The 26,849-nt window shown below is 69.3% G+C and carries 28 protein-coding genes; 19 read left to right on the top strand and 9 right to left on the bottom strand.

Going from position 1 to position 26,849, the window contains the following annotated elements:
- Nucleotides 1-45 precede the first annotated feature (45 nt).
- The 3 genes from prcA to VG296_RS28920 all read left to right on the top strand — a co-directional run bounded on the left by prcA (nucleotide 46) and on the right by VG296_RS28920 (nucleotide 3,361).
- Nucleotides 46-915, top strand: a complete 870-nt coding sequence (prcA, locus tag VG296_RS28930; protein ID WP_325571498.1) for a proteasome subunit alpha — start codon at nucleotides 46-48, stop codon at nucleotides 913-915.
- A 73-nt stretch (nucleotides 916-988) separates the two neighbouring features.
- The gene (gene pafA / locus VG296_RS28925) at nucleotides 989-2,350 is read left to right on the top strand and encodes a Pup--protein ligase (RefSeq protein ID WP_325571496.1); all 1,362 of its coding nucleotides are present in this window, start codon (nucleotides 989-991) and stop codon (nucleotides 2,348-2,350) included.
- Nucleotides 2,351-2,377: 27 nt separating this feature from the next.
- A complete protein-coding gene (locus VG296_RS28920; protein WP_325571494.1) occupies nucleotides 2,378-3,361 on the top strand; it encodes an FKBP-type peptidyl-prolyl cis-trans isomerase in 984 nt (327 codons plus the stop codon).
- A gap of 142 nt (nucleotides 3,362-3,503) precedes the next feature.
- On the opposite strand, the gene VG296_RS28915 is transcribed toward VG296_RS28920, so the two are convergent.
- From VG296_RS28915 to VG296_RS28905, 3 genes are all read right to left on the bottom strand, one after another.
- Nucleotides 3,504-4,226 carry a Clp protease N-terminal domain-containing protein gene (locus tag VG296_RS28915; protein WP_325571492.1) on the bottom strand — a complete coding sequence of 241 codons (723 nt, stop codon included), beginning with the start codon at nucleotides 4,224-4,226 and terminating at the stop codon, nucleotides 3,504-3,506.
- A 267-nt stretch (nucleotides 4,227-4,493) separates the two neighbouring features.
- A complete protein-coding gene (locus VG296_RS28910) occupies nucleotides 4,494-4,874 on the bottom strand; it encodes an FKBP-type peptidyl-prolyl cis-trans isomerase (protein WP_325571491.1) in 381 nt (126 codons plus the stop codon).
- Nucleotides 4,875-4,920: 46 nt separating this feature from the next.
- Nucleotides 4,921-5,991 (bottom strand): DUF3866 family protein, encoded by a 1,071-nt coding sequence (locus VG296_RS28905; protein ID WP_325571489.1) that lies wholly within the window; start codon nucleotides 5,989-5,991, stop codon nucleotides 4,921-4,923.
- 92 nt (nucleotides 5,992-6,083) lie between these two features.
- On the opposite strand from VG296_RS28905, the gene VG296_RS28900 reads away from it, so the two are divergent.
- The 11 genes from VG296_RS28900 (at nucleotide 6,084) to VG296_RS28850 (ending at nucleotide 17,896) form a co-directional block, all read left to right on the top strand.
- Complete coding sequence (locus tag VG296_RS28900; RefSeq protein WP_325571487.1) at nucleotides 6,084-7,115, top strand: helix-turn-helix transcriptional regulator; 1,032 nt, start codon at nucleotides 6,084-6,086, stop codon at nucleotides 7,113-7,115.
- Nucleotides 7,112-8,077, top strand: a complete 966-nt coding sequence (locus VG296_RS28895) for a helix-turn-helix transcriptional regulator (RefSeq protein ID WP_325571485.1) — start codon at nucleotides 7,112-7,114, stop codon at nucleotides 8,075-8,077. The genes VG296_RS28900 and VG296_RS28895 overlap by 4 nt, the downstream gene beginning before the upstream one ends.
- Before the next feature lie 160 nt (nucleotides 8,078-8,237).
- Nucleotides 8,238-9,209 (top strand): sugar ABC transporter permease, encoded by a 972-nt coding sequence (locus tag VG296_RS28890; protein ID WP_325571483.1) that lies wholly within the window; start codon nucleotides 8,238-8,240, stop codon nucleotides 9,207-9,209.
- 74 nt (nucleotides 9,210-9,283) lie between these two features.
- Entirely contained in the window at nucleotides 9,284-10,612 is a 1,329-nt protein-coding gene (locus VG296_RS28885; RefSeq protein WP_325571482.1) for an ABC transporter substrate-binding protein, read from the top strand.
- Entirely contained in the window at nucleotides 10,609-11,529 is a 921-nt protein-coding gene (locus tag VG296_RS28880) for a carbohydrate ABC transporter permease (protein ID WP_325571480.1), read from the top strand. The genes VG296_RS28885 and VG296_RS28880 overlap by 4 nt, the downstream gene beginning before the upstream one ends.
- Nucleotides 11,530-11,539: 10 nt before the next feature.
- Nucleotides 11,540-12,286 (top strand): HAD family hydrolase, encoded by a 747-nt coding sequence (locus VG296_RS28875; protein ID WP_325571478.1) that lies wholly within the window; start codon nucleotides 11,540-11,542, stop codon nucleotides 12,284-12,286.
- 60 nt (nucleotides 12,287-12,346) lie between these two features.
- Nucleotides 12,347-13,627 carry an MBL fold metallo-hydrolase gene (locus tag VG296_RS28870; protein ID WP_325571477.1) on the top strand — a complete coding sequence of 427 codons (1,281 nt, stop codon included), beginning with the start codon at nucleotides 12,347-12,349 and terminating at the stop codon, nucleotides 13,625-13,627.
- Nucleotides 13,628-13,665: 38 nt separating this feature from the next.
- On the top strand, nucleotides 13,666-13,878 hold the full coding sequence (locus VG296_RS28865; protein ID WP_325571475.1) for a hypothetical protein: 213 nt from the start codon (nucleotides 13,666-13,668) through the stop codon (nucleotides 13,876-13,878).
- An 83-nt stretch (nucleotides 13,879-13,961) separates the two neighbouring features.
- Entirely contained in the window at nucleotides 13,962-14,174 is a 213-nt protein-coding gene (locus VG296_RS28860) for a twin-arginine translocase TatA/TatE family subunit (RefSeq protein ID WP_325571473.1), read from the top strand.
- Between the two features lie 37 nt (nucleotides 14,175-14,211).
- Nucleotides 14,212-15,105 carry a twin-arginine translocase subunit TatC gene (tatC, locus tag VG296_RS28855; RefSeq protein WP_325571471.1) on the top strand — a complete coding sequence of 298 codons (894 nt, stop codon included), beginning with the start codon at nucleotides 14,212-14,214 and terminating at the stop codon, nucleotides 15,103-15,105.
- 97 nt (nucleotides 15,106-15,202) lie between these two features.
- Complete coding sequence (locus tag VG296_RS28850) at nucleotides 15,203-17,896, top strand: DEAD/DEAH box helicase (protein WP_325571469.1); 2,694 nt, start codon at nucleotides 15,203-15,205, stop codon at nucleotides 17,894-17,896.
- A 57-nt stretch (nucleotides 17,897-17,953) separates the two neighbouring features.
- Here the strand turns inward: VG296_RS28850 and VG296_RS28845 are convergent, their stop codons facing one another.
- Complete coding sequence (locus tag VG296_RS28845) at nucleotides 17,954-18,724, bottom strand: VOC family protein (RefSeq protein ID WP_325571467.1); 771 nt, start codon at nucleotides 18,722-18,724, stop codon at nucleotides 17,954-17,956.
- A 118-nt stretch (nucleotides 18,725-18,842) separates the two neighbouring features.
- Between VG296_RS28845 and VG296_RS28840 the strand changes: the two genes are divergently transcribed.
- Nucleotides 18,843-19,391 (top strand): NUDIX hydrolase, encoded by a 549-nt coding sequence (locus VG296_RS28840; protein WP_349259740.1) that lies wholly within the window; start codon nucleotides 18,843-18,845, stop codon nucleotides 19,389-19,391.
- A gap of 310 nt (nucleotides 19,392-19,701) precedes the next feature.
- Here VG296_RS28840 and VG296_RS28835 read toward each other — a convergent pair whose 3' ends face one another.
- Together VG296_RS28835 and VG296_RS28830 are read right to left on the bottom strand one after the other, a co-directional pair.
- The gene (locus VG296_RS28835; RefSeq protein ID WP_325571463.1) at nucleotides 19,702-20,253 is read right to left on the bottom strand and encodes an NUDIX hydrolase; all 552 of its coding nucleotides are present in this window, start codon (nucleotides 20,251-20,253) and stop codon (nucleotides 19,702-19,704) included.
- A gap of 11 nt (nucleotides 20,254-20,264) precedes the next feature.
- Nucleotides 20,265-21,542 carry a helix-turn-helix domain-containing protein gene (locus VG296_RS28830; protein WP_325571461.1) on the bottom strand — a complete coding sequence of 426 codons (1,278 nt, stop codon included), beginning with the start codon at nucleotides 21,540-21,542 and terminating at the stop codon, nucleotides 20,265-20,267.
- A gap of 665 nt (nucleotides 21,543-22,207) precedes the next feature.
- Here VG296_RS28830 and VG296_RS28825 point away from each other — a divergent pair.
- The 3 genes from VG296_RS28825 (at nucleotide 22,208) to VG296_RS28815 (ending at nucleotide 23,505) form a co-directional block, all read left to right on the top strand.
- Nucleotides 22,208-22,693, top strand: a complete 486-nt coding sequence (locus VG296_RS28825; RefSeq protein ID WP_325571459.1) for a hypothetical protein — start codon at nucleotides 22,208-22,210, stop codon at nucleotides 22,691-22,693.
- Nucleotides 22,690-23,037, top strand: coding sequence for a hypothetical protein (locus VG296_RS28820; protein ID WP_325571457.1), 348 nt, complete (start codon nucleotides 22,690-22,692; stop codon nucleotides 23,035-23,037). The genes VG296_RS28825 and VG296_RS28820 overlap by 4 nt, the downstream gene beginning before the upstream one ends.
- A 303-nt stretch (nucleotides 23,038-23,340) precedes the next feature.
- Nucleotides 23,341-23,505: a hypothetical protein gene (locus VG296_RS28815; protein WP_325571455.1), complete on the top strand. Its 165-nt coding sequence runs from the start codon at nucleotides 23,341-23,343 to the stop codon at nucleotides 23,503-23,505.
- Nucleotides 23,506-23,645: 140 nt separating this feature from the next.
- On the opposite strand, the gene VG296_RS28810 is transcribed toward VG296_RS28815, so the two are convergent.
- Nucleotides 23,646-24,572, bottom strand: coding sequence for a helix-turn-helix domain-containing protein (locus tag VG296_RS28810; RefSeq protein WP_325571453.1), 927 nt, complete (start codon nucleotides 24,570-24,572; stop codon nucleotides 23,646-23,648).
- Nucleotides 24,573-24,690: 118 nt separating this feature from the next.
- On the opposite strand from VG296_RS28810, the gene VG296_RS28805 reads away from it, so the two are divergent.
- On the top strand, nucleotides 24,691-25,071 hold the full coding sequence (locus tag VG296_RS28805) for a nuclear transport factor 2 family protein (RefSeq protein ID WP_325571452.1): 381 nt from the start codon (nucleotides 24,691-24,693) through the stop codon (nucleotides 25,069-25,071).
- A gap of 101 nt (nucleotides 25,072-25,172) precedes the next feature.
- On the opposite strand, the gene VG296_RS33055 is transcribed toward VG296_RS28805, so the two are convergent.
- Together VG296_RS33055 and VG296_RS28800 are read right to left on the bottom strand one after the other, a co-directional pair.
- Nucleotides 25,173-26,036, bottom strand: a complete 864-nt coding sequence (locus tag VG296_RS33055; protein WP_349259739.1) for a hypothetical protein — start codon at nucleotides 26,034-26,036, stop codon at nucleotides 25,173-25,175.
- Nucleotides 26,037-26,230: 194 nt separating this feature from the next.
- On the bottom strand, nucleotides 26,231-26,656 hold the full coding sequence (locus VG296_RS28800) for a recombinase family protein (RefSeq protein ID WP_325571450.1): 426 nt from the start codon (nucleotides 26,654-26,656) through the stop codon (nucleotides 26,231-26,233).
- Nucleotides 26,657-26,849 lie beyond the last annotated feature (193 nt).

Raw genomic sequence — 26,849 nt, 5'->3', positions numbered from 1 at the left:
CGCCGAGCCTCCACTGACGCCTAAGAAGACTGACGAGGAACCCACGTGAGCACGCCGTTCTACGTCTCGCCCGAACAGCTGATGAAGGACCGGGCCGACTTCGTGCGCAAGAACATCGCGCGCGGGGGGTCGGTCGTGGTGCTCAACTACGACGGCGGCATCCTTTTCGTCGCGGAGAACCGCTCCCGGGTGCTGCACAAGATGTCCGAGATCTACGACCGGATCGGCTTCGCCGCCGCCGGGCGCTACAACGAGTTCGAGAACCTGCGGCAGGCCGGCGTCCGGCTCGCCGACACCCGCGGCTACCTCTACGACCGCCGCGACGTGACCGCGCTCGGCCTGGCCAACGCGTACGCCCAGCTGCTCGGCAACATCTTCTCCGAGGCCGGCGGCAAGCCCTACGAGGCCGAGCTGGTGATCGCCGAGGTGGGCGACCGGGCCGAGCAGGACCAGATCTACCGGGTCACCTACGACGGCTCGGTCACCGACGCGCACGGCTTCGTCGTCATCGGCGGCGCGGCGGACGCGGTCTCCGGCGTCCTGGAGGGGACGTACACGGAGAACCCGAGCCTCGGCGCCGCGCTGCGCACCGCGGTCTCCGCGCTCGCCGAGCACGGCAACGGCGAGCCGCGCGAACTGAGCCCGGCTCAGCTCGAGGTCGCGGTGCTGGACCGGGACCGCAAGCAGCCGCGCAAGTTCCGCCGGCTGCTCGGCGCGCATCTGACCGCGCTGCTCGAGGACGAGCCCGGCGCGGACGAGGCGGCGCTCGAGGAGAACGGCGAGGCCGAGGAGAACGCCGAGGCCGCGCAGGGCGACGAGGAGCTCGACGCCAACTCGCTGATCGACGAGGCCATCGACGGCGGCGCCGAGCACACGGACAGCGAAGACGAACCCACCGGCGACGACGACAACTGACGGATGCCCGTGCCGGCACCGCGTGCGCGGCACGGCTCCCGCACCATTGCAGCCCTACCCCAGGAGGGGCCTGATGGACCGTAGGATCTTCGGACTAGAGAACGAATACGGCGTCACCTGCACCTTTCGCGGCCAGCGTCGGCTGAGCCCGGACGAGGTGGCGCGCTACCTGTTCCGCCGGGTCGTCTCCTGGGGGCGCTCCTCGAACGTCTTCCTGCGCAACGGCGCCCGCCTCTACCTCGACGTCGGCTCGCACCCGGAGTACGCCACCCCGGAGTGCGACTCGATCGAGGAACTCGTCGTGCACGACAAGGCCGGCGAGCGGATCCTCGAGGGCCTGCTGCACGACGCCGAGCGGCGGCTGCACGAGGAGGGCATCGCCGGGGACGTGTACCTGTTCAAGAACAACACGGACTCGGCCGGCAACTCCTACGGCTGCCACGAGAACTACCTCGTCACCCGGCACGGCGAGTTCTCCCGGCTGGCGGACGTGCTGATCCCCTTCCTGGTGACCCGTCAGCTGATCTGCGGCGCGGGCAAGGTGCTGCCGACCCCGCGCGGCGCGGTCTACTGCGTGAGCCAGCGGGCCGAGCACATCTGGGAGGGCGTCTCCTCGGCGACCACCCGCTCCCGCCCGATCATCAACACCCGGGACGAGCCGCACGCCGACGCCGAGCGCTACCGGCGGCTGCACGTGATCGTGGGCGACTCCAACATGAGCGAGACCACGATGCTGCTCAAGGTCGGCGCGACCGACCTGGTGCTGCGCATGGTCGAGGTCGGCCTGGTGATGCGGGACCTGACGCTGGAGAACCCGATCCGGGCCATCCGCGAGGTCAGCCACGACCTGACCGGCCGTAAGAAGCTGCGGCTGGCCAACGGCCGGGAGGCGACCGCGCTGGAGATCCAGCGCGAGTACCTGGCCAAGGCGGCGGACTTCGCGGATCGCAGGGACCTGCGTACCGGCACCGTGGCCCGGGTGCTTGACCTCTGGGAGCGCACCCTGGACGCGATCGAGCAGCAGGACCTGTCCAAGATGGAGCGCGAGATCGACTGGGCGATCAAGTACCGGCTGATCCAGCGCTACCAGGAGAAGTACGACCTGCCGATCGCGCACCCGCGCATCGCGCAGCTGGACCTCGCGTACCACGACATCAGCCGCAGGCGCGGGCTCTACTACCTGCTCGAGCGCAAGGGACTGGTCGAGCGCACCGCGCGGGACCTGGACATCTTCACGGCCAAGTCGGTACCGCCGCAGAACACCCGCGCCCGGCTGCGCGGCGAATTCATCAAGCGCGCACAGGAGCAGCGCCGCGACTTCACGGTCGACTGGGTGCATCTGAAGCTGAACGACCAGGCGCAGCGGACCGTGCTGTGCAAGGACCCGTTCCGCTCGGTGGACGAAAGGGTGGATAAGCTCATCGCGTCCATGTAGCCGCGTGGCTCCCGGTAGTCTGTGCGCGTGCAGCTACCCGGAGTGAGTCCACGACGCCGTCTCGCCCGCCTGCTCGCCGCGTTCCTCGCGGTCGCGGGCGTGGGCGGGTTGCTGGCAGGCTGCGGTGGCGGCTCGACCCCGCAGGACCTGCCGACGGTCTCGGGCGCGGTGGGGGAGCAGGCCGCGATAACGATCCCGCACGGCGTGACCGCTCCGACGAGCGTGGTCTCCAGCGTCCTGATGCAGGGCAACGGTGCCCAGCTCGCGAACGGCGACGCCGTGGTCGTCAACTACACGCTGATGGACTGGACCGGCGCGAAGCTGATCGGCAGCACGTACAGCACCGACAAGACCCCGAACAAGACGCAGGAGTTCGTCCTCGGCTCCTCCACCTCGCTCACGTCCTGGAACCAGGTGCTCCCGCACGTGACGATCGGCAGCCGCGTCGAGATCGTCACGCCGCCCTCCGGCGCCTTCGGTGCCAACGGCGCCACCGCCTACGGCATCACCGGCAAGGACGACCTCATCTACGTCCTCGACGTCGTCGGCGCCTACCCCGGCACCGCCGACATCACCGGCACCATGGCGGCCCAGACCGACGCCGGCCTGCCCAAGGTCTCCGGCAACCCCGGCGCCGCCGCCCCCACCGTCACCATCCCCACCGGCACCGCCGCCCCGACCACCGCCACCTCGAAGGTGCTCATCCCCGGCAGCGGCGCCCGGATCGCGACCGACCAGCGCCTGATGGTCCAGTACGTCGGCGTCGACTGGAACACCGGCAAGCAGTTCGACTCGTCCTTCGCCCAGAAGCAGATCACCAGCTTCGTCTTCGGCAGCACCACGGTGATCTCCGGCTGGAACACCGGCCTCGCCGGCCGGCACGTCGGCGACAGAGTCCTGCTGGTCATCCCCGCCGCCGCGGCCTACGGCAGCAAGGGCGTCCCCGCGGCAGGCATTCGCGGCGGCGACACGCTGGTGTTCGTGGTCGACATCGTGGACGCGCTGAGCTGAGGCTGAGGCCTGATTCGCGTGAGGGGAATCGCCGCTTCGCGACTGTGGCGATGAGGCGCCGCCTGGTTCGTGCTGGGTTCGGTTGGTGTTGGCGGCGTGCGACGGCTTACTGCCGCCGCACGGTTGGAGTCGGGCCGGCGCTTCAGGCGCTGAGCAGCCGGACGATCTCCGCTTGGGCGCGTTCCGCGGTGACCCCCGTCTCGGCGAGCACCTGGGCGGCCAGACCCGTGCCCTCCTCGATCAGTCCCAGCAGCAGATGCCCGGTTCCGATCTGGTCGTGCCCCAGAAGCAGGCTCGCACGAGCCGCCAGCTCAAGGGTCTTCTTCCCTTCCTGGGCGAAGGGGATGTGTCCTTGGAGGTGGCTGGAAGCGGGCGCGAGCCGGGTGGTGATGGCGGCTTGGAGGTCGGTGACGCGCACGCCGCATGCCTTGATGGCCGCCGCGCCGATGTCTCGGTCTTCCTGGCAGATTCCCAGCAGGATGTGCTCGGTGCTGATGAAGGGGTGCCCGTGCTGCCGGGCGTTCTCCTGGGCGAGTACGACGACGTGTCTGGCGCGGTCCGTGTAGCGGCCGAAGACGTCGCCCCTGGCGGCGGCGGTGTCGGAGATCTTGTCCGGGACGTCTCGGGGGGCGAACCGCTTCCGGGCGGCTTGCTTGGTGACGCCGATGTGCTCACCGATCTGCGTCCAGGTGAAGCCGGCGCCGCGGGCTTCGTCGACGAAGTGGCCGACCAGGTGGTCGGCGACCTCGTCGAGGTCGGCGGCGGCCTGACAGGCGGCCTCCACGCGGGCGAGCGGATCGGCGCCCGGGTGTGCGTCGAGGACTTGGGCGATGAGAGCGTTCAAGGGGCTCGGCGAGTTCTCCATGAGACAACCTTAGGTTGTCTGGCGGATCCAGACAACCCCAGGTTGTCTGCTGCGGGGTTCCGGGCATCAGTCCCCGGAGGGGCTGGACGCGGGCGACCGCGGGCGTGCCCGGAGCCGCCTGATCCGCAGCCGTTTACAGGGCGAGGATGGGGTCGCATCGAGGCTGATCCGCAAGCGCGTTCTCGGCGCGCCGAAATCGTAGGGCCCCGGACACACGTGTCGGGGCCCTACGGTGCGAGCGTTGCGTCGCCCGGTCCTGCTATCGCCCTACTTCACACCCAGCAGGTCGACCACGAAGATCAGGGTCTCGCCCGGCTTGATGGCCGGGGTGGGGCTCTGGTTGCCGTAGGCGAGGTGGGCGGGGATGGTCAGCCGGCGACGGCCGCCGACCTTCATGCCGGCCACGCCGAGGTCCCAGCCCTTGATGACCCGGCCGCCGCCGAGCGGGAACTGGAAGGCCTGGCCGCGGTTCCAGGAGGCGTCGAACTCCTCGCCGGTCGAGAACGCGACGCCGACGTAGTGGACGGAGACCTGCTGGCCCGCCTTGGCCTCCTCGCCCTGGCCCTCCCAGATCTCGACGATCTCCAGGTCGGCCGGCGGGTTGCCCTCGGGGAAGTCCACTTCGGGCTTCTCAAGCTGAAAAGACATGCTGCCGTGATCCTCTCGTAAGCGTTGCGGCCAGCCTATCTCGTGGCTACGCCGCTGTGGTCACAGCGAGCCGACCGGCGCAGGCGGCGGCGAGGAAGCCGGCGCGGTCCTCCTTGAGGCCGCGGCCCATGGTGGACAGCGCGACGGGGCTCGCGGCGAGTGCTTCGTCCAGGCCGGTGCAGGGCACGGTGCGCAGCGTGTGCCGCCCGTCAAGGGTCGCGGCTTGGGCGCGTACACCGTCCCAGAATGCTCCGGGTTCATCCGGGAGGGCGAGTTCGGCCGGCGCGAGGGCCACCCGGCCGTACGCCGTCAGGCTGTGGTGGCTCAGGCCTCGATGACGGTCGCGGGCGTCCGCCTCGGAGACCCGCAGCACGCCGATCGCCCGTCCGCCGAGCACTCCGGCGGCGTTCACCGCCTCGCCGCAGGCGACTCCGGAGAAGCCCCACTTCGTGCCCGTGCCCAGGTTTCCGGGGCCCTGGCTCACGATCGCGACCTCGGCGCCGAGGATCAGCTTCGCAGCGAGCAGGCCGGTGTGCACGGTGACGGCCTCGAGGTCGCCGCCGAACGCTTGGCCGACGGTCACCGAGCCGCACAGCCACTCGGCCTCCCGCAGTCCCGCGACGGTGCGGGAGAACCAGAGGGGGAGTGCGCCGCCGTCGCTCATCACGTAGGCGATGCGCGTCGCGGGGCGGTCGTGCCGGATCGCCGCGCAGATCGCGGGGACGGCGGAGTGCAGGTCGGCGGAGACGACGGGCATGCCGTCGAGGGAGTCGGCATCTTTCATCAGATCGTGGTGCGCCGAGTCCTGCTCGTCGGCGCCGAGGACGATCGGTTGCAGCGGGGTGTAGCGCGCCTTCACGAGGTGGCCGGGGCCCGGCGGCGGGTCCTGCGGCAGCCGGTCCGGGAGGGCGACGGCCAGCGCGTAGCCGCCGGTGCCGAGGCCCATGGCCTGCGCGTTCACGTTGAGTAGGATCCGGTCGCCGACGCGGGGCTCCCCGACGAGCTGTGGGTACGCGAGAACCCGCAGGTCAGCGTCGTCGACCCGGGCGGTCAGCTCGCGCGCTCCCGGCCACGAGCGTCCGAGCGCCGTCACGTGTCCCTCGCGCCAAGCGATCACGCGGCCCACGGTAGCGCAAGTCCGTGCGAAACCGGCCGGAAAACAGGTAGCGTCGGACGAACAGAAACGGGACGCGGAGGGAAGGCGGCATCATGGCGGCGAGTAAGTCCGAACGCCTGGTCAACCTCGTGATCTGCCTGCTGGCTTCGCGGACCTTCGTGACCAAGGACAGGCTGCGGCGAGTACTCGAGCCATATCGGAACTGTCCCTCGAACGAGGCCTTCGAGCGGATGTTCGAGCGGGACAAGGAGGAGTTGCGCGAGCTCGGCATCCCGCTGGAGGTGGGTTCGGCCGACGCGTACTTCGACGACGAGGTGGGCTACCGGATCGCGCCGGGGGAGTACGCGCTGCCCGAATTGAGCCTGCAGCAGGACGAGGCGCAGGCGCTCGGCCAGGCCGCGCGGTTCTGGCAGCAGGCGACGATGGCGCAGGCCGCCTCGTCCGCGCTGCTCAAGCTGAAGGCGGCGGGCGTGGAGATCGGCCCGGCCTCGCCGGTCGGCATCGAGCCGCGGGTGCGCGCCGAGGCCCCGGCGTTCGAGCCGCTGCTCGAGGCGGTGTACGAGCGGCAGGTGGTGCGTTTCTCGTACCGGCGCGGCGACGGCGAGGTGCGCTCGCGCGAGGTGGAGCCGTGGACGATCGACTCCTGGCGCGGCCGCTGGTACATGGCCGGTTTCGACCTCGGCCGCGACGATGAGCGGATCTTCCGGCTCGACCGGATCGCCGGCCCGGTGATGCTCACCGGCCGCGCTCCGGTGCACCCGATGCCCGATCAGCTGGACGTGCGCTCCCGGGTGGCGGCCTTCGCGCTGCGGCCGGAGGGCGACCTCGGCACGGCCACGATCCGGGTGCGCAAGGGCACCTGCTTCCCGCTGCGGCGCAGCGCGAGCGCGATCGAGGAGGGCGACGACGGCTGGGACGTGCTCGTCCTGTCCTACCGGGACGGCGTCGAGGGCTATGTCGCCGAGTTCGGCGCTGACGTGATCGTGCTGGAGCCGCCGAAGCTGCGGGAGGCGGTGATCCGCAACCTCCGCTCGCTCGCCCAGGTCGAGCCGGACGGCGCGGGCGCCGCGGTGGCGGACCAGGACCTGGAGGAACTGCGGGCGGAATGGGAGGCGGCGTCATGAGCACGGCGGTCGAACAAGTGGAGCGGCTGCTCAACCTCGTCCCCTACCTGCGCAGCCATCCCGGGGTCACGGTGGCGCAGGTCGCCGACGAGTTCGGGGTGAGCCAGAAGCAGATCGCCAAGGATCTCAATGTCCTGTGGTTCTGCGGCACGCCCGGCGGCTTCGCGGACGACCTGATGGAACCGCACGTCGGCGAGGGCGGCGCGATCCACCTGGACAACGTCGTCGAGCAGATCACCCGGCCGCTGCGGCTGTCCACGCGCGAGGCGGTGGCGCTGCTGGTGGCGCTGCGGGGCCTCGCGCAGGTGCCGGGGCTGACCGCCGACCGGGACGCGCTGGAGCGCGCGCTGGGCAAGCTGGAGGCGGCGGTCGGCGTCGCGGCGGCGGGCACGGCCGAGCGCCTTTCGGTGGCCTTCGAGGCGCGCGACGTCGTGCTCGACGTGGTCTCGCGCGCGCAGGCCGAGGGCAGGGCCCTGCGGTTGCGCTACTACGTGCCCTCACGCGACGAGGTGACCGAGCGGACCGTGGACCCGATAAGGATCTCGATGCTCACCGGGCGCGCGTACCTCGACGCGTGGTGCCGCTCCTCGCAGGGGCGGCGGATGTTCCGGCTCGACCGCGTCGTGCGCATCGACGTGCTCGACGAGCCGGCGAACGTGCCGGAGAACGTGCTGAACGCCCCCGAGGCCGAGAACACGGCGCTGCGCGTGGACTCGCATGACCCGCTCATCGAACTCGAACTCGCCCCGAACACCCGCTGGGTCCCGGAGTACTACCCCTGCGAATCCGTGCAGGAGCTGCCGAACGGCGGCCTGCGCGTCGCGCTGCGCGCGCCGGACCAGGACCGGATCCGCCGGCTGGTGCTGCGCCTCGGCGAGAACGTGAGGGTGGTCGGTCCGACCGGCTTCGCGGCCGCGGTCCAGGGCACGGCCGCCGCGGCGCTGGCCGGATACGGGTGCTGAGCGGGCGGCGGAAGATCGTCAGGCTCCTGAAACGGCCGCTGTGCTGTACGACTGCCAAACATTACAGGCTTTCAGATCCCGCCGAATTTCTCAAGACCGTTGCCCGATTGTTCTTCAGCTGTTAGCCGTCTTGTAACGTGGCCCAGATTCACTGCATGGCGTGGCAGAGACAGTAGCCCCGCCCGCCGGGGTATCGCAGAGCACGGCCCCGCCGCCGCGCCGCCCCCGGCCGGGCCGCAGCACGCGGGACTTCCGGAACACCCCGATGGGCTGGCTGTACTCCGCCCCCGCGGTCCTGATCTTCGCGGGATTCGTGATCGTCCCGACCTTCTACACGTTCTACGTCTCGCTCTGGCACTGGAACGTGCTCAACCCTGCGCTGTCCACGTACAAGGGCCTGGGCAACTACCGGGACCTGTTCACCAACGTGGACCCGACCTTCGCGCAGACCCTGTTCAACTCGCTCTACTTCACCCTCGGCATGATCGTCCTCGGCACCGCGATCTCCCTCGGCCTGGCGCTGCTGCTGATGCGCGGCGGCAAGGCGATGGGCGCGGCCCGGGTCATGGTCTACCTCCCGCACGCCACGCCGCTGATCGCCACCTCGATCATCTGGAACTGGATCTTCGAGCCGCAGTTCGGCCTCGCCAACTACGTGCTGCACCTGCTGCACCTGCCCACCTCGCAGTGGACCCAGGCGCAGAGCACGGCGATGCCCTCGGTGATCCTGTTCAGCGTCTGGCACGAGGTCGGCTTCACGACCCTGGTCTTCCTCGGCGGCCTGGCCGTCATCTCCGAGGAGACCGGCGAGGCGGCCCGGGTCGACGGCTGCGGGCCCTGGCGCGAGTTCTGGTACGTCACCTGGCCGCAGCTGCGTCCGGTGACCACGTTCATCGTGGTGATCACGTCGATCACCTCGCTCCAGGCCTTCACCCAGTTCTACCAGCTGACCAGCGGCGGCGGCCCGAACAACGCCACCACGACGCTGAGCTTCCTGGTCTACAAGGAGGGGATCGTGCTCGGCGACACCGGCTACGGCGCCGCCCTCGCCGTGGTGCTGTTCCTGATCACGATCCTGTTCACACTCGTCCGGCGGCGCACCGCCGTCGGGGGCGGCGGGCTCACCTCGTGACCCGGCGCCGAGCCCACCGCGCACCCAGCAGCATGCCAATACCCGCATCCATGCAGAAGGAGAATTCGCGCATCATGCGAATCCGTGCCAACGTTCCCGGGACCCGGTCGCGCCGGGCCGCCGGGGCAGCCCTGATAGCGGCGCTCGGCCTCGCCGCGTCCGCGTGTGCCGGCGGCGGAACCACCGGAGCTGCCAGCACCACGAGCAGTTCGCCGCTGCCGACGGTCACCGGGCCGGTCACCATCACGATCGCCGACGCGTACACCGCGACCAGTTCGCTGGGCAAGACGTTCAGCAAGGAGATCTCGGCGTTCGAGGCGAAGAACCCGAACATCACCGTGAAGTCGGTGCCCGAGGCCAACTACGGCACGCTGGAGACCAAGCTCAAGGCAGAGGTGGCGGCGGGCCGGCAGCCGACCGTCGGCCAGGGCTACGAGAGCTTCGTGGACCAGCTGGAGCTGAGCGGCAAGCTCGTGCCGATCAGCACACTGGCCGGCACCAAGAGCCCGGCCGAGCTTTCCACCTTCTACACCGGCGTGCAGAAGGACCTCTACCTGCCGGACGGCACCCTCGCGATGTGGCCGATCGGCAAGAGCCTGCAGGTCGTCTTCTACAACTCGAGCATGCTCTCGGCGGGCGGGCTGACCGCGGCCACCGACTGGAACACCTTCGCCACCGACCTCGAGGCCGCGTCCAAGAACGGCGTCACCGGCATCACCATCGACCCGAGCGCGCAGACCTCGGGCGAGGAGTGGCTCGAGGAGCTCGCCGCGTCCGACGGCACCGCGGCGTACGGCTCCGACGGCTCGCCGCAGTTCACCTCGTCCGCGATGGTCAAGGCCCTGCAGTACCTGCAGAACCTGAAGTCCAAGGGCGCGCTGGCCACCGGCACCAACTACCCGGGCGAGACCGCGCTCGGCGGGCAGAAGGGCCTGGCCGACATCTCGTCCTCGGCCGGCTACTACTACGAGAACCAGGCCGTCGGCGGCAAGTTCAAGCTGACCACGACCGCGGTCCCGCAGACCGACATGATGGCCGGCGGCAACTTCTTCGTGTTCAGCTCGGCCACCGCGCAGCAGCAGGCCGCCGCCTGGGAGTTCCTGCAGTTCGTGGCCAGCCCGGCCGAGCAGGCCGTGTGGTCCGCCGGCACCGGCTACCTGCCGGTCACCGCGCAGGCGCTGACCCAGTCGGCGATGAGCTCGTACCTGACCGAGAACCCGTGGGTGTCGCAGGTCGTCTCCGGCCTGAACACCGCGATCACCGACCCGCCGCAGCAGTGGGTCGACGACTGCGGCACCATGCTGGCCACCGCCCTGCAGGCCGGCCTCTCCGGAACCAACGCCACCAGCGCTCTCAACACCGCTCAGACGGCCTGCCTCCAGAAGAAGCAGGCTGATTCGTGAGTAGCAGCACCCTGCAGGACGCTCCGCGCCCGGGTCACGAGCCCGGGCGCGGAGCTCCACGCCGCGCCGCCCGACCCGCCGCCCGCCGCGTCCTCGGCGCGTGGCGCGGCTGGTCGGCGCTGCGCAAGGCCTTCGCGATCCTGCTCGGGCTCGCGTTCGTCTTCCCGTTCTACTGGACCTTCGTCATCTCCACCTCGCGGCCCGGCGGCTTCTACCGCTTCCCGCCGGAGCTGATCCCGGAATGGGACTGGTCCAACTGGTCGCGGGCGTGGAACGAGGCGCCGTGGATCCGGTTCTTCCTCAATACCCTGTTCATCGCGTCGGCCACGGTGCTGCTGTGCCTGGTCACGTCGGTGCTGGCCGGATTCGCCTTCGGCGTGCTGCGGTTCCGCGGCAAGAAGTCCCTCATGGTGCTGGTGCTCTCGGTGCTGATGATGCCCGGCACGGTGCTGATCATCCCGGACTACGTGCTGGCCACGGACATCCACTGGGTCGACACCTACTGGATCCAGATCGTGCCGTGGGGCGCGAGCGTGTTCGGCATCTTCCTGGTGCGCCAGTTCTTCGTGACGATGCCGCAGGAGATCCTGGACGCCGCGTCCGTGGACGGGGCCGGGCGGCTGCGCGTGCTGTGGCACATCGGCGTCCCCGCCGTGCGCCCGGCGCTGCTGCTGATCGCCATCAACGTCTTCATGGCCTCGTGGAACTCCTTCCTGTGGCCGGAGATCATGACCAACTCGACGAACGTGCAGCCGGTCGAGGTGGGCCTGTCCACCTTCAGCAGCGACGTGGGCACCGACATCCCGGGCCTGGCCGCCGCCGCGACCTTCACCACGCTGCCGCTGATCGTCTTCTTCCTGCTGCTGCAGCGCCACTTCATCCGCGGCGCGCTGTCCGCGGCGGGGTCCGTCAAATAGAAATGGTCCATTGAGCGAGCTCGTCCTCGTCGTCGACTTCGACGGCACCGTCTACCGCGGCGACGAACCCGTCCGCCGCTACGCCCGGCGGATCGCCGAGGCCCTGCCCGCCGGGCAGGCCGAGCACTACCTGGGTGTCTTCGAGCGCTACCTCGCCGAGGGCGTCGCCGCCGCGAAGCAGAGCACGGACACCGTCGAGGCCGCCGCGCTGCGCGAGGCCGTGGACGGCTGGGGCGCGGCGCACAGCCTGGCCCAGCGCTGCCACGGCGTCCCGCCGGACGTCACCGAGGCCGCGTTCCGCCTCTCCCGGCAGGACATGCTCGACCCCGGCTGCGAGCTCGAGGTCGTCACCCCGCTGGTGGCCGCGCTCAGCGCCCTGCGCGGCTCCGTACGCGTCCTGCTGGCCACGAACAGCCCGCGCCCCGGCCTCGACGAGCTGCTGGACCGGATGGGTGTCGCAGCGGCCTTCGACGGCCTGGTGCCCGGCGCGGCGAAGCCGGACGGCCTGCGCCGCCTGCTGCGAAGCGAGCTCGGCGACGATCTGCGCGACCGCCCCTGGCGGCTGTTCTCACTCGGCGACCACTACTTCAACGACCTCGCGCCCGCGGTTGAGATCGGCGGCGCCGCGGGGTACATTGACCGGTTCGGTCGAGCCGACGGCCCGGCGACGGCGCAAGCCCCCGTCGTCGAGCGGTTGCTGCCCGCGATCCACGCCTGGGTCGCCGACCCGCGCTCCGCCGCCGTGCCGGCGGCCTGACGCGGCGTCCGGCGTCGCACGTGCCCGCGCAGGTGACGAAAAGAGTGAGGAAGTAACGCGGTGTCGGCCAGTGTGGAGTTCTGGGGCGGGGTCGGGGTCATCGGCTCGAGCAAGGTCCTGATCAAGGACGGCGGTCATCGAGTCCTGCTGGACCTGGGCCTGGACATCCCGAAGGACGGGGACCTGTTCCGGGTCCCCGCGGCCCCGCGGCCCGGCCGCGAGCTGGCCGACCGGCTGCGGGTCGGCGCCGCCCCGGCGATCCCAGGCCTGTTCGACCCGACCGCGCTGGCCGCGGGCGACCGGCTCGGCGAGCAGGTCGAGCCCACCGCGCTGTTCGTCACCCACCCGCACATCGACCACGTGGGCCTGGCCGGCTTCGTCCGCCCGGAGATCCCGGTGCACGCCGCGCCGGACACCATCGCGATGATGAACGCGCTGGAGAAGGGCCGGGAGGCGCTGCCCGGACCGCGGGCGTTCGCCGGGGCCACCGACTGGCGGCCGATCGGGCTGGGCGAGGCCGTGCGGGTCGGGCCGATGACGGTCGAGCGCTTCGACGTGGACCACGACGTGCCAGGCGCCAGCGGATACCGGGTCACCACCGGCGACGGCGTGCTCGCCTTCACCGGCGACTTCCGCTTCCACGGCCACCGGCCCGAGCTGTCCTGGGGCTTCGCCGAGGCCGTCGCGGGCGTGGACGTGCTGGTCACCGAGGGCACGACGCTCAGCTGGGAGGAGATCCACCCGCTGCGCACCGAGGTCGACGTGAACTCCATGTTCGAGGCCGAACTCGCCGGTAATCCGGACCTGGTGATGCTGGCGGTGTACCCGCGCGACTTCGACCGGGTGCGCGACTTCACCGCGATCGCCGAGGCGGCCGGCCGGCGTATCCTGTGGCCGGACCGGACCGCGGCGTTCCTGCGCGCCGCGGGCTTCGAGGCGACGCTGTCCGCGGACGAGGTCGGCCTGGACGCGGTGCGCGAGGCGCCCGCGAGCTACCTGCTCCAGTTCGACGCCGACGACATCCCCAGCCTGCTCGACCTGCCCTTCGGCCCGCACAGCGTGTTCGTGCACGCCAACGGCGAGCCGCTCGGCCCCTTCGAGCCGCGCTGGCAGCTGTTCGTCGACTGGCTGGCCAAGCTCGGCGTGCCGCTGCGCCGCATCGGCTGCTCGGGCCACGCGTACCAGGACGACCTGCACGAGTTCGTCCGGATGATCAACCCGAGGGTGCTCATCCCGATCCACACCTTCAGCCCGTACCGCGTGCACCCGACCGGCGGCACCGCGCGGCTGGTGGTGGACTACGCGCGGGCCTACGACTTCGCCGGCCGGCCGCTCGGGTAGCCGCCGCGCCCGGGGGCGGACCGGGTAGGCTCGTGTCCGTGACCGTCATGACCTGGGTGATCGTGTTCGTCGCGCTCGCGGTGCTGGCGCTGATCGCGATCGCGGCGTGCGCGTGGCCGGTGTGGAAGGCGGCCAAGGCGCTGCTCAAGCAGTTCGGTGACGCGTCGGGGGCGTTCGGCGAGGCGATGGAGTCGCTCTCCGAGGCCCTTGACCAGCCCGCGATCCGAGAAGCTTCATCGCGGCGGCGTTGACAAAGTTTCACGGCCGCTGAGACCGTGGATGGACGCATGGCCGCCTCCCGGCGGCCGTTCCCCCTGTCCTGGAGCCGCAACCGATGCTGCTGCGCACCGAGTCCCTCTTCCTGATCGTGGTCGTCGGGCTGCTGCTGTTCGGCTGGAGGCGGCTGCCCGGGTCGATGCGCGACCTCGGCAAGGCGCGCCGTATCCTCAAGGCCGAGAGCCAGGCGCTGCGCGACGACGTGCCGCTCCCGAGGCGGCGCGTGGTCGAGGCGAGTCCCGAGGACGTCGTCACCAGGCACGACGGCTAGCGGACTCGAAGAAGACGGATAAGGCAGGCGACCACACGTGGCAGGCAAGGCTGGGCGCTCGGCGGATGACGCGGAACGGATGCCGCTCGGCGAGCACATCCGGGAGTTGCGCAACCGGCTGATGAAGGCCGCTCTGGCGATCCTCATCGGCGGCATCCTCGGCTTCGTGTTCCGCACGCACGTGCTGCACGCGCTGGAGACCCCGGTCTGCTCGATCAAGGGCCTGCACGGAGTCGCCCAGGCGTCGAAGCAGTGCCCAAACGGCGCGATCGTCTTCAGCGGCCCGACCGCGCAGGTGAGCCTGTCCTTCAAGATCGCCATGTACGTCGGCATCGTGCTGGCCAGCCCGGTCTGGCTGTACCAGGTGTGGGCGTTCCTCGCGCCGGGCCTGTACAAGAAGGAGAAGAAGTACAGCCTCGCCTTCATCGGTGCCGCGGTCCCGCTGTTCGTCGCCGGTGTGACGGTCTGCTACTTCCTGTTCCCGCTGATCATGCAGGTGCTGCTCAGCTTCCTGAGCGGCGCGGGCGGTGCCACGCTGCTCGACGCGAGCCAGTACATGACCTTCATCCTGCAGATGATGACGGTCTTCGGCGTGTCCTTCGTGCTGCCGCTGGTGCTCGTGTTGTTCAACTTCATCGGCATCATGAGCTCGAAGGCGATGCGCAAGTGGTGGCGCGGCATCGTCCTGGCGATCTTCATCTTCGCCGCCATCGCAGTCCCCACCGGCGACCCGATCGGCATGAGCGTGCTCGCCATCCCGATCTGCCTGCTCTACTTCGCCGCGGTCGGAATCGCCGAGCTCAACGACAGACGCCGCACCCGCCGCAAGGCCGCCATGCCCGGGGCGAATCTCTCGCCGGACGAGGCCACCGACCTGGACCTGAGCCCGGCGCCGATCGAGGATTCGCAGTCGCTGGAGGACATCCTCTAGCCGTTCGGCGCGCGTCGTCGACCTCGAAGACGGCGTCGGCTCGGAGCGGCGTGAAATCGATCTCCCGGTGTCGGACCCTTGCCCTAGGATGAAGAGCATGGCTTCGCCGTTCCCGCAGTTCTCCGCTCTGTATCCGTTCGGGCTCGACGAGTTCCAGGTCCAAGGCTGTGCCGCTCTCGACGAGGGGCACGGAGTCTTGGTCGCGGCGCCGACCGGGGCCGGGAAGACGGTGGTGGGGGAGTACGCCGTGTTCCTGGCGCTGACCCGGGGGCGCAAGTGCTTCTACACCACCCCCATCAAGGCCCTGTCGAACCAGAAGTTCGCCGACCTGGTGAAGCGGCACGGAGCCGCGAACGTCGGCCTGCTGACCGGTGACAACTCGATCAACGGGGACGCGCCGGTGGTGGTGATGACCACCGAGGTGCTGCGCAACATGCTGTATGCGGGCTCGACCGCGCTGGACGGGCTCGGGTTCGTGGTCATGGACGAGGTGCACTACCTCGCCGACCGCTTCCGCGGCGCGGTGTGGGAGGAGGTGATCATCCACCTGCCCGAGTCCGTGCAGCTGGTGTCCCTCTCGGCCACCGTGTCCAACGCGGAGGAGTTCGGCGAGTGGCTGGAGACCGTGCGCGGCTCGACCACGATCATCGTCTCGGAGCACCGTCCGGTCCCGCTCTGGCAGCACGTGCTGGCGGGCGGCAAGATCTTCGACCTCTACAACGGCGTGGACCCGGAGACCCCGGACGCCGCGCAGGTGAATCCCGAGCTGGTGCGCTACTGCCGGCAGGAGGAGCGGCTCGCGCCGTCGGGGCGCCGCGGGCGCTCGGCCGGGGTGGGGCGCGGCGGTCGTTCCGGGCCGCCGAGCCGGGTGGAGGTCGTCGACCGGCTCGACTCCGAGGGGCTGCTGCCCGCGATCACCTTCATCTTCTCGCGCGCCGGGTGCGAGGGGGCCGTGCAGCAGTTCCTGCGCTCCAACGTGCGGCTGCTCAGCCAGGAGGACCGGCTCAAGGTGCGCGCGCACGTGAGCGCGCGCACGGCCGACATCCCGCGCGAGGATCTCAACGTTCTCGGATACCACGACTTCCTGGACGCGCTGGAGCGGGGCGTCGCCGCGCACCACGCGGGGATGCTGCCGACCTTCAAGGAGATCGTCGAGGAGCTGTTCGTCCAGGGCCTCGTCAAGGCGGTCTTCGCGACCGAGACCCTGGCCCTCGGCATCAACATGCCGGCGCGTTCGGTCGTGCTCGAATCCCTGGTCAAGTGGAACGGCGAGGCGCACGTCGATGTCACGCCGGGCGAGTACACGCAGCTGACCGGCCGCGCCGGGCGGCGCGGGATCGACATCGAGGGGCACGCGGTCGTGCTCTACCGGCCCGGCCTGGATCCGCGGGCCCTGGCCGGCCTCGCCTCGACGCGTACGTATCCGCTGCGCTCGTCCTTCAAGCCCTCGTACAACATGGCCGTCAACCTCGTCGGCCAGGTCGGCACGGCGCGGGCCAGGGCGCTGCTGGAGAGCTCCTTCGCGCAGTTCCAGGCGGACCGCGCGGTGGTCGGGCTGACCCGGCAGCTCAAGCGGAACAACGAGGCGCTGGCCGGGTATAAGGAGTCGATGACCTGCCACCTCGGCGACTTCGAGGAGTACGCCGCGCTGCGCCGGGCCCTGTCGGACCGCGAGGCGGAGCTGTCCAGGCAGAACTCGGCCTCGCGCCGGGCGTCGGCCGCGTCGGCGGTGGAGAAGCTCAAGGTGGGCGACGTGATCACCGTGCCGTCGGGGCGGCGCGCGGGCCTGGCCGTGGTGCTCGACCCGGGCCTGGACACCGGCAAGGAGGGCCCGCGCCCGGTGGTGCTGACCGCCGAGCGGCAGGTGGTCCGGCTGTCCATGCTGGACTTCCCGGTGCCGGTCGAGCCGCAGTTCTGGATGCGCATCCCGAAGAGCTTCAACCCGAAGTCCCCGCAGTCCCGCCGGGATCTCGCCTCGGCCCTGCGGACGAAGGCGGGGACCGAGGGCGTCAAGGCGGTCCGGCCGCGCCGGCAGCGGGCCGATCCGGCGGAGGACGCGGAGATCGTCCGGCTGCGCGCGGCCATCCGTCGGCACACGTGCCACGGCTGCGACGACCGGGAGAACCACGCGCGCTGGGCCGAGCGCTACTGGCGGCTGCAGCGCGACACCGAGCAGCTCGAGCGCCGGGTACGCGGCCGCACCAACTCGATCGCGCGCACCTTCGACCGGGTGTGCTCGGTGCTGACGGTCCTCGGCTACCTCGACGGCGAGCGGGTGACGGATGCGGGCCGCCGGCTCGCGCGCCTGTACTCGGAACTCGACCTCGTCGCCGCCGAGTGCCTGCGCGAGGGCGTGTGGGACGGCCTGAACGCGGCCGAACTCGCCTGCGCCGCCTCGCTGCTCGTGTACGAGGCCAGGAGCAGCGACGACGCGCCGCCGCCGCGGGTGCCCAAGGGCCCGGCCCGGGAGGCGATCGAGCGCACGATGCGGATCTGGCTGGAGACGCACAACCTGGAGGGCGACTACGACCTCGACTTCCAGCGCGAGCCGGACACCGGCTTCGCCTGGGCCGCGTTCCGCTGGGCCTCCGGGCACCGGCTCGAGGCGGTGCTCGAGGAGGTGGCCCTGCCCGCGGGCGACTTCGTGCGCTGGTGCAAGCAGCTGATCGACCTGCTCGGCCAGATCGCCGACGCCGCGGCCGCGGATCAGGGTTCCGGCGTCCGCGAGGCGGCGCGCGAGGCGGTGGGCCTGATCCGCCGCGGCGTGGTCGCCTACAGCTCGGTGACCTGAGCGCGAACACGGGTGAGCGGGCCCGACGCCGTGCCGGGCCCGCTCACTGATGCGGCCTCAGCTCATCCGCGCGGGCTTGAAGACACCGAAGACCCCGCCCTGCGGGTCACGCAGCACGGCGATCCGCGGCCCGTTCTCCATCTGCACGTCCTCGGCCGCGTGCACCACCTCGCCGCCGAGCTCGCGCGCCTTCGCCACCGTCGCGTCCACGTCCGCGGCCACGAAGTACGGGTTCCAGTGCGCGGGCATCTCGGGCGGGAACATCTCGCCCATGTTCATCAGGCCGCCGAACATGTTGCCGCCGAGCCCCACCATCGGGTAGTCGTCCGAGGGCCAGACCTGCCAGCCGAACGTGTCCTTGTAGAACTTCACCGCGCCCGGCACGTCGCGGGTGCTGCCGTCGATCCAACCGAACGCGCCCGGCTCGTCGACTACGGCGAAGCCGTTGAACTCCTTGGCCTGCCAGAGCCCGAACGCGGCCCCGGTCGGGTCGCTCAGCATGGCCCAGCGCCCGGCGCCCATGACGTCCATCGGGCCCATCCACAGCCGCGCGCCGGCCTTCTGCGCGACGGCCGCGGCCTCGTCCGCGTCGGGCGTCGCGAAGGAGATCAGCCAGGCCACCGGCTGCTGCGGGTTCATCAGCGGGGCGACGGCGGCGCACGGGCTGCCGTTCAGCGAGAAGATCGTGTAGCCGCCGGCCTCCGGGTTCGGGTCGGTCTCGGCCGTCCAGCCGAACAGGCCGCCGTAGAAGCGTTGCGCGGCCTCCGGGTCCGTGGTGCCCAGCTGCGTCCAGCACGGCGAGCCGGGAACGATATCGGTCACTTTCATGACACTGCCTCTCCATTGAGGGTGATTGCGCCGACTCCCACCTAACTCCGCCGTGACCCGGCACGCCAGTGGAACGCGCGGGCAACCCGGAGCCGATAACGTGTGCCGCGTGACGGAGATCAAGGACATAAAGACCGTGTCCAGCCGGGTGGTGTACGAGAACGCCTGGCTGAGTGTGCGCGAGGACGCCATCGAGCGCGCGGACGGCTCGCCGGGCATCTACAGCGTCGTGGACAAGGGCAACTACGCCGTCGTGGTGCCGTACGAGAACGACGGCTTCTGGCTGGTCGAGCAGTACCGCTACCCGATGGGCGAGCGCTCCTGGGAGTTCCCGATGGGCACCTACCCGGACCGCCGGACGGGTGACCCGCTGGAGCTGGCCCGACGCGAACTGCTCGAGGAGACCGGCCTGAGCGGCGGCCGCTGGGAACTGCTCGGCGAGCTGTGGTGCGTGCCCGGCTTCTCCTCGCAGTCGGGCCACGTCTACCTGGCCACCGAGCTCGCGCCCGGCGAGCACGACCGCGAGCCCGAGGAACAGGACATGCGGCACCAGTGGTTCAGCCGCCAGGACGTGGAGAAGATGCTGCGCGACGGCACGATCAAGGACGCGCAGACCATCGCCTGCTACGGTTTCTTCCTGCTGCACGGGAGCCGTCTCCATAAATAGTAGACGCTCGGCGACGGCGTATCAATGCTCGTTGCCGCATCGTTGCAGATCAGAGCGGCTTTACGGGGTGCTTGGCCAGGGCGTGAGCCCTGGCATCCACCCACAAAGGGGGCCGGTTTCGGGTGCGGTTCCTCCTCGTCGGCGGGCGCAGCCCGGATCAGGATTCTGACCTTTTCGCGCGACCATCCACTGAACGAGCGGACGGGGCGGCATGGAGAGGGACGCGAACTTGTTCGCGGCGCTCGCCGTCACGGCACGGGAGCGGCAATAGATCAGCAGATCAGCGTTGGTGAGCCATCGAGACGTGCGGCTAGGACACTGCTGTGTCCGAATTCCGGTAGATGCCCAGGTAGTAGGACAGGGCTGTGAGGGATGGACCATCGCTGATCTGCCCTTTTGATGCCAGGCCGGGAATATCCTTAGCTGGAACCCATTCGATCTTGGAGGATTCGGTGATGTCGGTTGGCGCGCCGATGTGGGTGCAGTCTGTGACGTGGTATGAGGTGAACCGCATTGTTGAGATGCCGCTCAGAGCGTTGTACGCGGTCATGAGGGTGACGCGCCCGGCCCGGTAGCCGGATTCCTCTTCGACTTCACGGCGAATGGCATGTTCCGGATCTTCGTCGGGATCGGCCCAGCCTGCGGGGACTTCCCATCCCCAGGTGTCCGTGATGAAGCGGTGTCTCCAGAGGAGCAGCACGCGGTCTTGATCGTCGGTGACGACGGAGGTCAAGGAGGCACGTGGCATGGTGAGCACGTGGTGTTCGATGCGGCCGATCGTGGGGATATCGACGTCTTCGAGCCAGACGTTCACCCAGTCACTTTCGTAGACCAGGCGGCGCCCGTGACTGGTCCAGCGCATATCTCAGCCTTTCAGTCCGGGAGCGCGGCAGTCTCGTCGCGCAGCCTTTCGGAGAGCGCGGTCACCGGTGCCAGTGCCGGCCACCTTCCTAAGTCGTGTTGGATGCTACCGGCTCGGTCAGCGATCGGTCGGACGAGGGACCCGGCAGCGAGGTTCAGGGCCGAGTGGGTCAGTTGGCAGGCTTCTTCCACCTCGCCTTCCACTATCTTGCACTGGGCCAGGTCAAGTGTGAGGAGCGCGCGGCCCTTGATGTCGGATCTCTCGCGGCGGTCAAGGGCGTTGACGAGCAGCGGTTCTGCTTCTGCGGTGTTGCCGGCGCGGAGGTGGCAGGTCCCCGCGATGCCCTGTAGGCGCGCCGGGTCGAAGAAGTCGATGCCGCTCGGCGCGTCCGCGATGGCGAGAGCCCTGGCTGCTTGGTCGAGAAGGTCCAGCGTTCGCCTGCTGTCGCCGAGAGCCGCGTGTGCACGGGCGGCGAGTGCGAGAACCCATGCCTCTCTGCGGTGGTTACCATGCCCGCCGACGAGACTGGCGGCTTGATCGAGCATCTCCGCCGCGCGGGCGTGCTGTCCCGCGAAAGTCGGCCCGATACTCTGCGTGGCAAGTACCCACGCGGTTAGCGGATCGTCCTCGGCTTCTCGACCAGCAGCGTAGCCGACTTCGAAGTAACTATGAGCGCGAGCCTGGTCGTCAAGGTCGAGGAAGAGGTTTCCGGCGAGTCCGGCCAGGATGCCGACAAGTCGCGTGCACTGTCGAGCGCTGCGGGCGGACTGGGGTTGGGAAAGCGCCGAGTGGAGTCGGCTCAGCATGTTGAGGACGCTTGGCAGCAGCGCTTGCGGTGCGGTTGAGGGGTACCGGATTGCGCTGGTGAGTACGGCGCGCTCCATCTGCGCGAGAGTATCAGAGCTTATATTCGCCTTTGTGATGGCGTCGAGCAGTTCCCAGGCCTGCGGAGTCTGGGTACCCCTATCCGGCGACGCCTCGCCCGGTTCGCCTGATCCCCGGTCGAGCCCGAATCGGTCCATCGGGATTCCCAGTCCGTCCGCTACGCGCGCGATAACAGCGACCGACGAAGCTTGACGCTTTCCGGCCATGTACTCGGCGACTCGGCTCGGGGTAAGTGCACAGCGTCTAGCCAGATGGGACGCCGTGAACTGCCCGGGACCGTCTGTCAGGTTGTTGATGGTTCGGAAGAGCTGTCCGATGTCGCGGCGGCGGCAGGCCGCGACAACGGCGGGATGATCGCGCACGTGCGAAGGCATGTGGTCGGGCGAGCGGGATCCCACGGCCATCGTGGCGGCTCCTCACACTGGGCTTTCGAGGTCCGGCGGGCTCAGGGTGCTACTGGTCAGTTTACCCATCATGGCCTGCTCACCGTGTCTCTCCCGGGACGGCGCGTAGTGCGTGATGATCCGTTACATGGCGATGTCTGACGAAGTGGCGGCGGGTGGCTCGACCGCTGGGGAGCCCGACACGTATCCGCTGTGGACGATTCGGTATACGTGGACGGTCCTCAATTCCCAGGATCAGCCGACGTATACGCATGATGTCGCGCTGAGTGAGACAGAGGCGATAGATCGTGCTGTGTTCGCTCTTGATCACCACGCCAATTCCGGGCAACGCCTTCTCGTTGCTGTGCACATCAAGCGTCCTGATGGGTGGTCGGATGTGCCGAAGTCGAGTACAAACCTCGCTCGGCACGGATACCTCTACGCATTCCAGCAGTCGCCCCGCCGCCCGAGGTGATGTGCCACCAGGTGCACCTATCCATGTTGGACGGGGTCTACTGCTGCCATCCATGGCCGCTCGTGGCTGCTCCGAGGTTCGAGGGGCCGTGGCGTCCGCCGCCTGAACCGCCGCTGAACTTCACGGCTGTACAGCGCTGGTTGGAAAGGCGACGTGCCCTTGAGGTCCAGCGCATCACGGGAATCACCGACTCCCTGACGAATGGACAGACATGAAGTTAGGCAAGTGTTCTCCGCTCATATCGCTCGTCGCGGCCTGGTCGCTGCTGCTGGTGCCGGTCGCGCTCGGTGTCTCCGCGTGTGCTTGCGGAGCTGCTACTGCTTCAACGGTCACTTCCAAGGGGTCGGGTAGCGGCTGTTCCGGAGGTGGCGGGGGCGGCGGCATCCAGCCGTGTTCGCCGGGCGCGAGCGAGGCTGATGAGCATGGCCGCATAGCGGCTCAGCAGGCCGGACCGCAGAAGCCGGTTGCGTGGGGGGTCTACCCGGCCGATCCGGTTGGCGCCTACAACGTGACCATCTATGTAGACGATCAGCTCTACGACACCAAGAAGCAGGCATATCCGCCACACGGCTCAATCATCTACGACCCCAACAACAAGAGGTACCTTCAGAGTGGCGGGATCTTCCTGATCTCCGGCACCCTCATCCACCCCGACGGTTCTGAGGAAGGCTTCTACTTCCAATGCACACTCGCGTGAGCTTCATTCTCGACCGTCTGAACGCTGACTTCGAGGCGGCTGGCCTCGGTCCGATCACGTTGGTACTCAATCCCGGCGCGGAGTGGGACAAGCCGGTATGGGCGTTCGACGGTACGCAGGTTGGCGTCGGTTTTGACGATGTTGAGTCGTGTATCGCAACGCTGGCATCCGCTTTTCAAGACCTGGTGATCGACCAGGAACACCAGGCGTGGCCGCAAGTCGATGGGCGCCCCATGTGGCCTTCGGCGCAGTCCGGAGTGGCGTGCTGGCATCTGGACGGTAAGGCGTGGTGTGCCATCGGTCTTCTCACGCGCGCGCTCGCGGCGCACAGCGCTTCGAGCTGAGGAACGCCAGCGAGCCCATGATCGCCCTTGTCCTGTTACAGGCGCGCACCCGTGGCGGGACAGGGGTAGCCAAACACCCATCACTAGAAAGGTGATCATGCAGCCTACCGCTGACCTCGACCTCGACCAGCTCACCGAGGCGTCGCCCGCGCGTTGCGGCTTGCGCAAGAGGATCATGGCGGCCCTCGCGGCACTCGTCATACTCGCCCTCTGATACACCCCACGATGGCCCGCCGGGGATTCGTCTCTGTCCCCGGCGGGCTGGGCAACCCACCCAACCCGTGATGTAGAGGGAGGCGAGCTATGTCTTCTGATCGGCAGAAGAGGATCGAGGTGCTGTTGCAGGACGGCGCCGACCAGGCGAGAGCGCAGGGCTATGAGTCCACCGCGCAGAACCTGGGGGGGCAGTTGGGCAGGTATCGCGGGCGGAATGCCCGGGAAGAGAGCGCGCAGCAGGGCAACGGCTGAGTTTCGGCAGTTATTTCGCTGTTTCGTGTCCAGCCATCAATACCTTCAAGCCGTACTGCCTGGATCCGGTCACGCTTCACGACTGAATGCCCGGGTTGGGCGGCCGCCGGCTCTGCCTCGACGTCGGCGCCCCGGCGTGGTCACGCGTCCGGTGGCTCGAGCCGCGCCGTGTTCTCCCGCGTCCGGAACGCTCCGGGCGTCGTGCCCGTCTCCCGGGCGAAGAACTTCCCGAAATTGGTCGGCTCGCTGAACCCGATGGCGCGGCCGATCGCGGCGACAGTCATGTCGGTGTGGACCAGGAGGCGCTTGGCTTCAAGCGCGACGCGCGCGTCGAGGAACTGCTTGGCCGTCTGCCCGGTCGCGGCGAGACAGGCGCGCGTCAGCGTTCTCGGCGCGTACCCGAGCAGAGCGGCGAAATCCTGCACGTCTCGGGTGGCCGCGAAGTTGCGCTCGACCTCACGCCGGAACGTGCGGAAGACTTCGCCGACCTCGGCTGAGCCGGGCCCGGGTGCGCGCGGCAGCCGCGCGATGCGAAGCAGTAGCGCCGCGAGCAACTGGCGAAGCAGTTCTGCCGAGACTCTCGCTGCGGTCTCCCCGTGCGTCGTCCCGAGGAGTCGGTATTCGGCCTCGATTTCCACGGCCGCGCGGTGCACCCCGTTGGGTTCGCCGTTCGGCGTCCGAAGTGCCGACGGCCCGAATTCGAGATCGAGGAAGGGGAACATGCGGGGTATGCGGGGCGGGAAGTCGGCGGTGAACAGCAGAACGACCGCGTCCAGATCGGCCAGGCGTCCGTCCGTCCGGGCGGGCAGCCGCTGGACCTGGCCCGGCCGCACGTGCAGCACGGTTCCGGGTCGGCAGTCCTGGGGGACGAAGTCGACGACGGCCCGGCCGTGGCCGGAACGGACCACGGTGAGCTGGTGGAAGCCGGCCCGAATCGGTGACGCCGCGACCCGCTGCTTGGTGCGCGAGCGCAACTGTGCGAAGGACATCGCCTCCAGCCCCAGATACGGCCGATCGGGGTTCGCGTACCCGAGGTCGACGACGTCAGACTGTCCGAAATCAACCATGAGGAGCCCTGAACCTACCTCGTGCCGGGGACGGTCGGCAACCGATGCTGGAGGCAGCGGCGCTGATCGACTGTCAAGGCCGCCCACCGGGAACCACATCGAGGAAATGAGTCCAACCATGACCGCACGAGTGCTCGACCCCGCTCGCCTCCCGTTCGCGTTCGAGGACGCGCTCAACGCCGGGAACGTCGACGCCGTCCTGGAGCTGTTCAGCCCGCAGGCGACGATGCGCACCCTCGGCCACGAGGTCCTGACCGGCACGGAGGAACTGCGCGAGGAGATCGTCCGCACTGTCGAGGCGAAAGCCCGCCTGACCAACACGGCCAGGCTCTGCCTGACCGGCGACGGCACCGCCCTCATCGTCGTCGACTGGACCCTTGAGGCGACCACGCCAGACGGCACCCGCGTCACGCCTTCCGGGACGACGGCGAACCTCGCCCGCCGCTTCGGCGACGGATCGTGGCGATTCACCGTTCTCAACCCGCTGGGCACCGCCTGAGGCCCCGTCACGCCCGAGCTCCCGTTCTTGAATCGTGAAGTGCTGGTCGCACAGCTGATCGTCTTGTGGAGGTACGCCGCGACCCCGCCGCGAACGGCGCCCTAGCGCCGCATGCGCAAGGCGCGAGCGCTTGTCGCCGCACGTGCGCGCCGGCGCGGTGAGCGTCGGCGCGCGCGGTCTTCTCCACAACAGCCGAACTGGTCAGCCTCGCTAACCACACGCCCCGGCTGGAGCCTGATGGCAGCGGGCTGGGGCCATGTTCGTGAATCCGCAGCCTGACAGCTCGGGCGCGAAGCGCCCGGACGGTCCGGCGAGCGCGGGCGCCGGAGGCGCCCGCGTCTTGAGTGAGTAGAGAGAATATTCGACGCCTGCCCGCTGCGTGTGCTCGTGGCGGGCGGGCGGCGTGGCCCGTGCCCGCGTGGGGCACTCGACGCCAAAGCTGCTGCCCTTCGCCTTCCTCGAGGAACTTGGTCTCCACCAGCTTGTTCAGCTTGGCGACTGTCATCGTCGGGGCTGGCTTGCAGTGGGCCGCCGAAGGGATGCCCTTCATGCGCGCGAGACACGCGTAGTTCGTACCGTTGGACGTGCTGTTGGTCCGCGAAAGTGAGGTACAGCCGGTGCCCGCATTGACCGCAGAATGCGATGCCGAGCAGCATGGCCGTGCTCTTGGGCGCGCGCGGCTTGCCCCCGCGCTTCGGAGCCGTCTTGGCGATCAGTGCTGCGCGGGTGGTCTGATCCCAGAGCGGATCCGCGATGCGGATCGGGCGGCCATCGGCACCGAGCACGGGCCTGTCGTCGTGCATGAGGTAGCCCAACGCTGCCTCGCTCGTCAAGATCCCCTTGAGTGTGGCGGGCCTCCATATGCTGCCCTTGGGCTCGCGGCCGTACAGCATCGCGCGGTGATCGGCGGGGCTCGGAATGCCCTCGCGCGTCAGCCGGACTGCCTCCGTGCTGTATGTGATCATGCCGGACTCGTCACCCAAGATCCGCTCAGCCACCTTGCGAATGATCTCTGCTGCGACCGCATCAATCTCGGTGTGGTCAACGCGTCCGTTGGGCACAGCCCGCACGTAGCGGTAACCGTATGCTGCCTTGCCGCGTGGGCGACCGGCGTCGCGCATTTGCTGGGCCGTCTGCCTGTTTCGCCGCTGGATCGCCCTCAGCTCCATCTGTGCTCCCAGGGACTCCATCGAGAACCGCAGCTCGTCAGCGTCGTCGCTGAGGTCCCACGGCCATCGTGCCCGTAGGTCACGAGCAAGCGGCCCGACACCTTCATCATCTGGCCGGTGGCCAAGACGTCGAGCTGGTTGCGTCCGATCCGGTCGACTGCCGCGCCCGCGATGCCGTCGTAGGGACCCATCTCGCCGCGCAGCCACGGGCCGAGCTTCGGCCGGTCGAGCGGGTTCATGGCGCCCGAGACTTCCCAGTCGTCGGCCCATGCGATGATGTGACCGCCTACGGCCTCGACGGCACTGATCACTTGGTCTTGTTGCTTTTCCGGGGAGCTAGTCTTGTCAGTCGTTCGGGACAGTCGGCGGACGCCAACCAAGCACTTGCCGCATCCGTCGTAGTCTGTCACCAGCACGCGATCTATCATTCCCCGGTCTCCGTCTCGCCACCATGCATTTAGAGACGGCTCCTGCAGGGGAAGCAGAAGGGACTACCGTGTCTCAGGGCACTGCACTCGCATCAGCACGTCCGCTCCGCCGCCCCGCGCGGGTGGTGCTGGCGGCGTTGACGCTGCCGGCCGTACTCGCGCTGGCCGGATGCGGCGATAC

The sequence above is a fragment of the Actinospica sp. genome (assembly GCF_035552695.1).
Classification (GTDB): domain Bacteria; phylum Actinomycetota; class Actinomycetes; order Streptomycetales; family Catenulisporaceae; genus Actinospica.
The sequence above is the reverse complement of the archived record's forward strand: the minus strand, read 5'-3'. Positions and strand labels throughout refer to the sequence as shown.

What these genes read in the sequence shown, in the direction of transcription:
- VG296_RS28815 (WP_325571455.1), top strand. Translation starts at nt 23,341, where the DNA reads ATGTCTTCTGATCGGCAGAAGAGGATCGAGGTGCTGTTGCAGGACGGC.
- VG296_RS28850 (WP_325571469.1), top strand. Translation starts at nt 15,203, where the DNA reads ATGGCTTCGCCGTTCCCGCAGTTCTCCGCTCTGTATCCGTTCGGGCTC.
- VG296_RS28825 (WP_325571459.1), top strand. Translation starts at nt 22,208, where the DNA reads ATGAAGTTAGGCAAGTGTTCTCCGCTCATATCGCTCGTCGCGGCCTGG.
- VG296_RS28895 (WP_325571485.1), top strand. Translation starts at nt 7,112, where the DNA reads ATGAGCACGGCGGTCGAACAAGTGGAGCGGCTGCTCAACCTCGTCCCC.
- VG296_RS33055 (WP_349259739.1), bottom strand. Translation starts at nt 26,036, where the DNA reads ATGATCACATACAGCACGGAGGCAGTCCGGCTGACGCGCGAGGGCATT.
- VG296_RS28835 (WP_325571463.1), bottom strand. Translation starts at nt 20,253, where the DNA reads ATGCGCTGGACCAGTCACGGGCGCCGCCTGGTCTACGAAAGTGACTGG.
- VG296_RS28805 (WP_325571452.1), top strand. Translation starts at nt 24,691, where the DNA reads ATGACCGCACGAGTGCTCGACCCCGCTCGCCTCCCGTTCGCGTTCGAG.
- VG296_RS28900 (WP_325571487.1), top strand. Translation starts at nt 6,084, where the DNA reads ATGGCGGCGAGTAAGTCCGAACGCCTGGTCAACCTCGTGATCTGCCTG.
- VG296_RS28860 (WP_325571473.1), top strand. Translation starts at nt 13,962, where the DNA reads ATGCTGCTGCGCACCGAGTCCCTCTTCCTGATCGTGGTCGTCGGGCTG.
- VG296_RS28915 (WP_325571492.1), bottom strand. Translation starts at nt 4,226, where the DNA reads ATGGAGAACTCGCCGAGCCCCTTGAACGCTCTCATCGCCCAAGTCCTC.
- VG296_RS28910 (WP_325571491.1), bottom strand. Translation starts at nt 4,874, where the DNA reads ATGTCTTTTCAGCTTGAGAAGCCCGAAGTGGACTTCCCCGAGGGCAAC.
- VG296_RS28810 (WP_325571453.1), bottom strand. Translation starts at nt 24,572, where the DNA reads ATGGTTGATTTCGGACAGTCTGACGTCGTCGACCTCGGGTACGCGAAC.
- VG296_RS28845 (WP_325571467.1), bottom strand. Translation starts at nt 18,724, where the DNA reads ATGAAAGTGACCGATATCGTTCCCGGCTCGCCGTGCTGGACGCAGCTG.
- pafA (WP_325571496.1), top strand. Translation starts at nt 989, where the DNA reads ATGGACCGTAGGATCTTCGGACTAGAGAACGAATACGGCGTCACCTGC.
- VG296_RS28830 (WP_325571461.1), bottom strand. Translation starts at nt 21,542, where the DNA reads ATGGCCGTGGGATCCCGCTCGCCCGACCACATGCCTTCGCACGTGCGC.
- VG296_RS28885 (WP_325571482.1), top strand. Translation starts at nt 9,284, where the DNA reads ATGCGAATCCGTGCCAACGTTCCCGGGACCCGGTCGCGCCGGGCCGCC.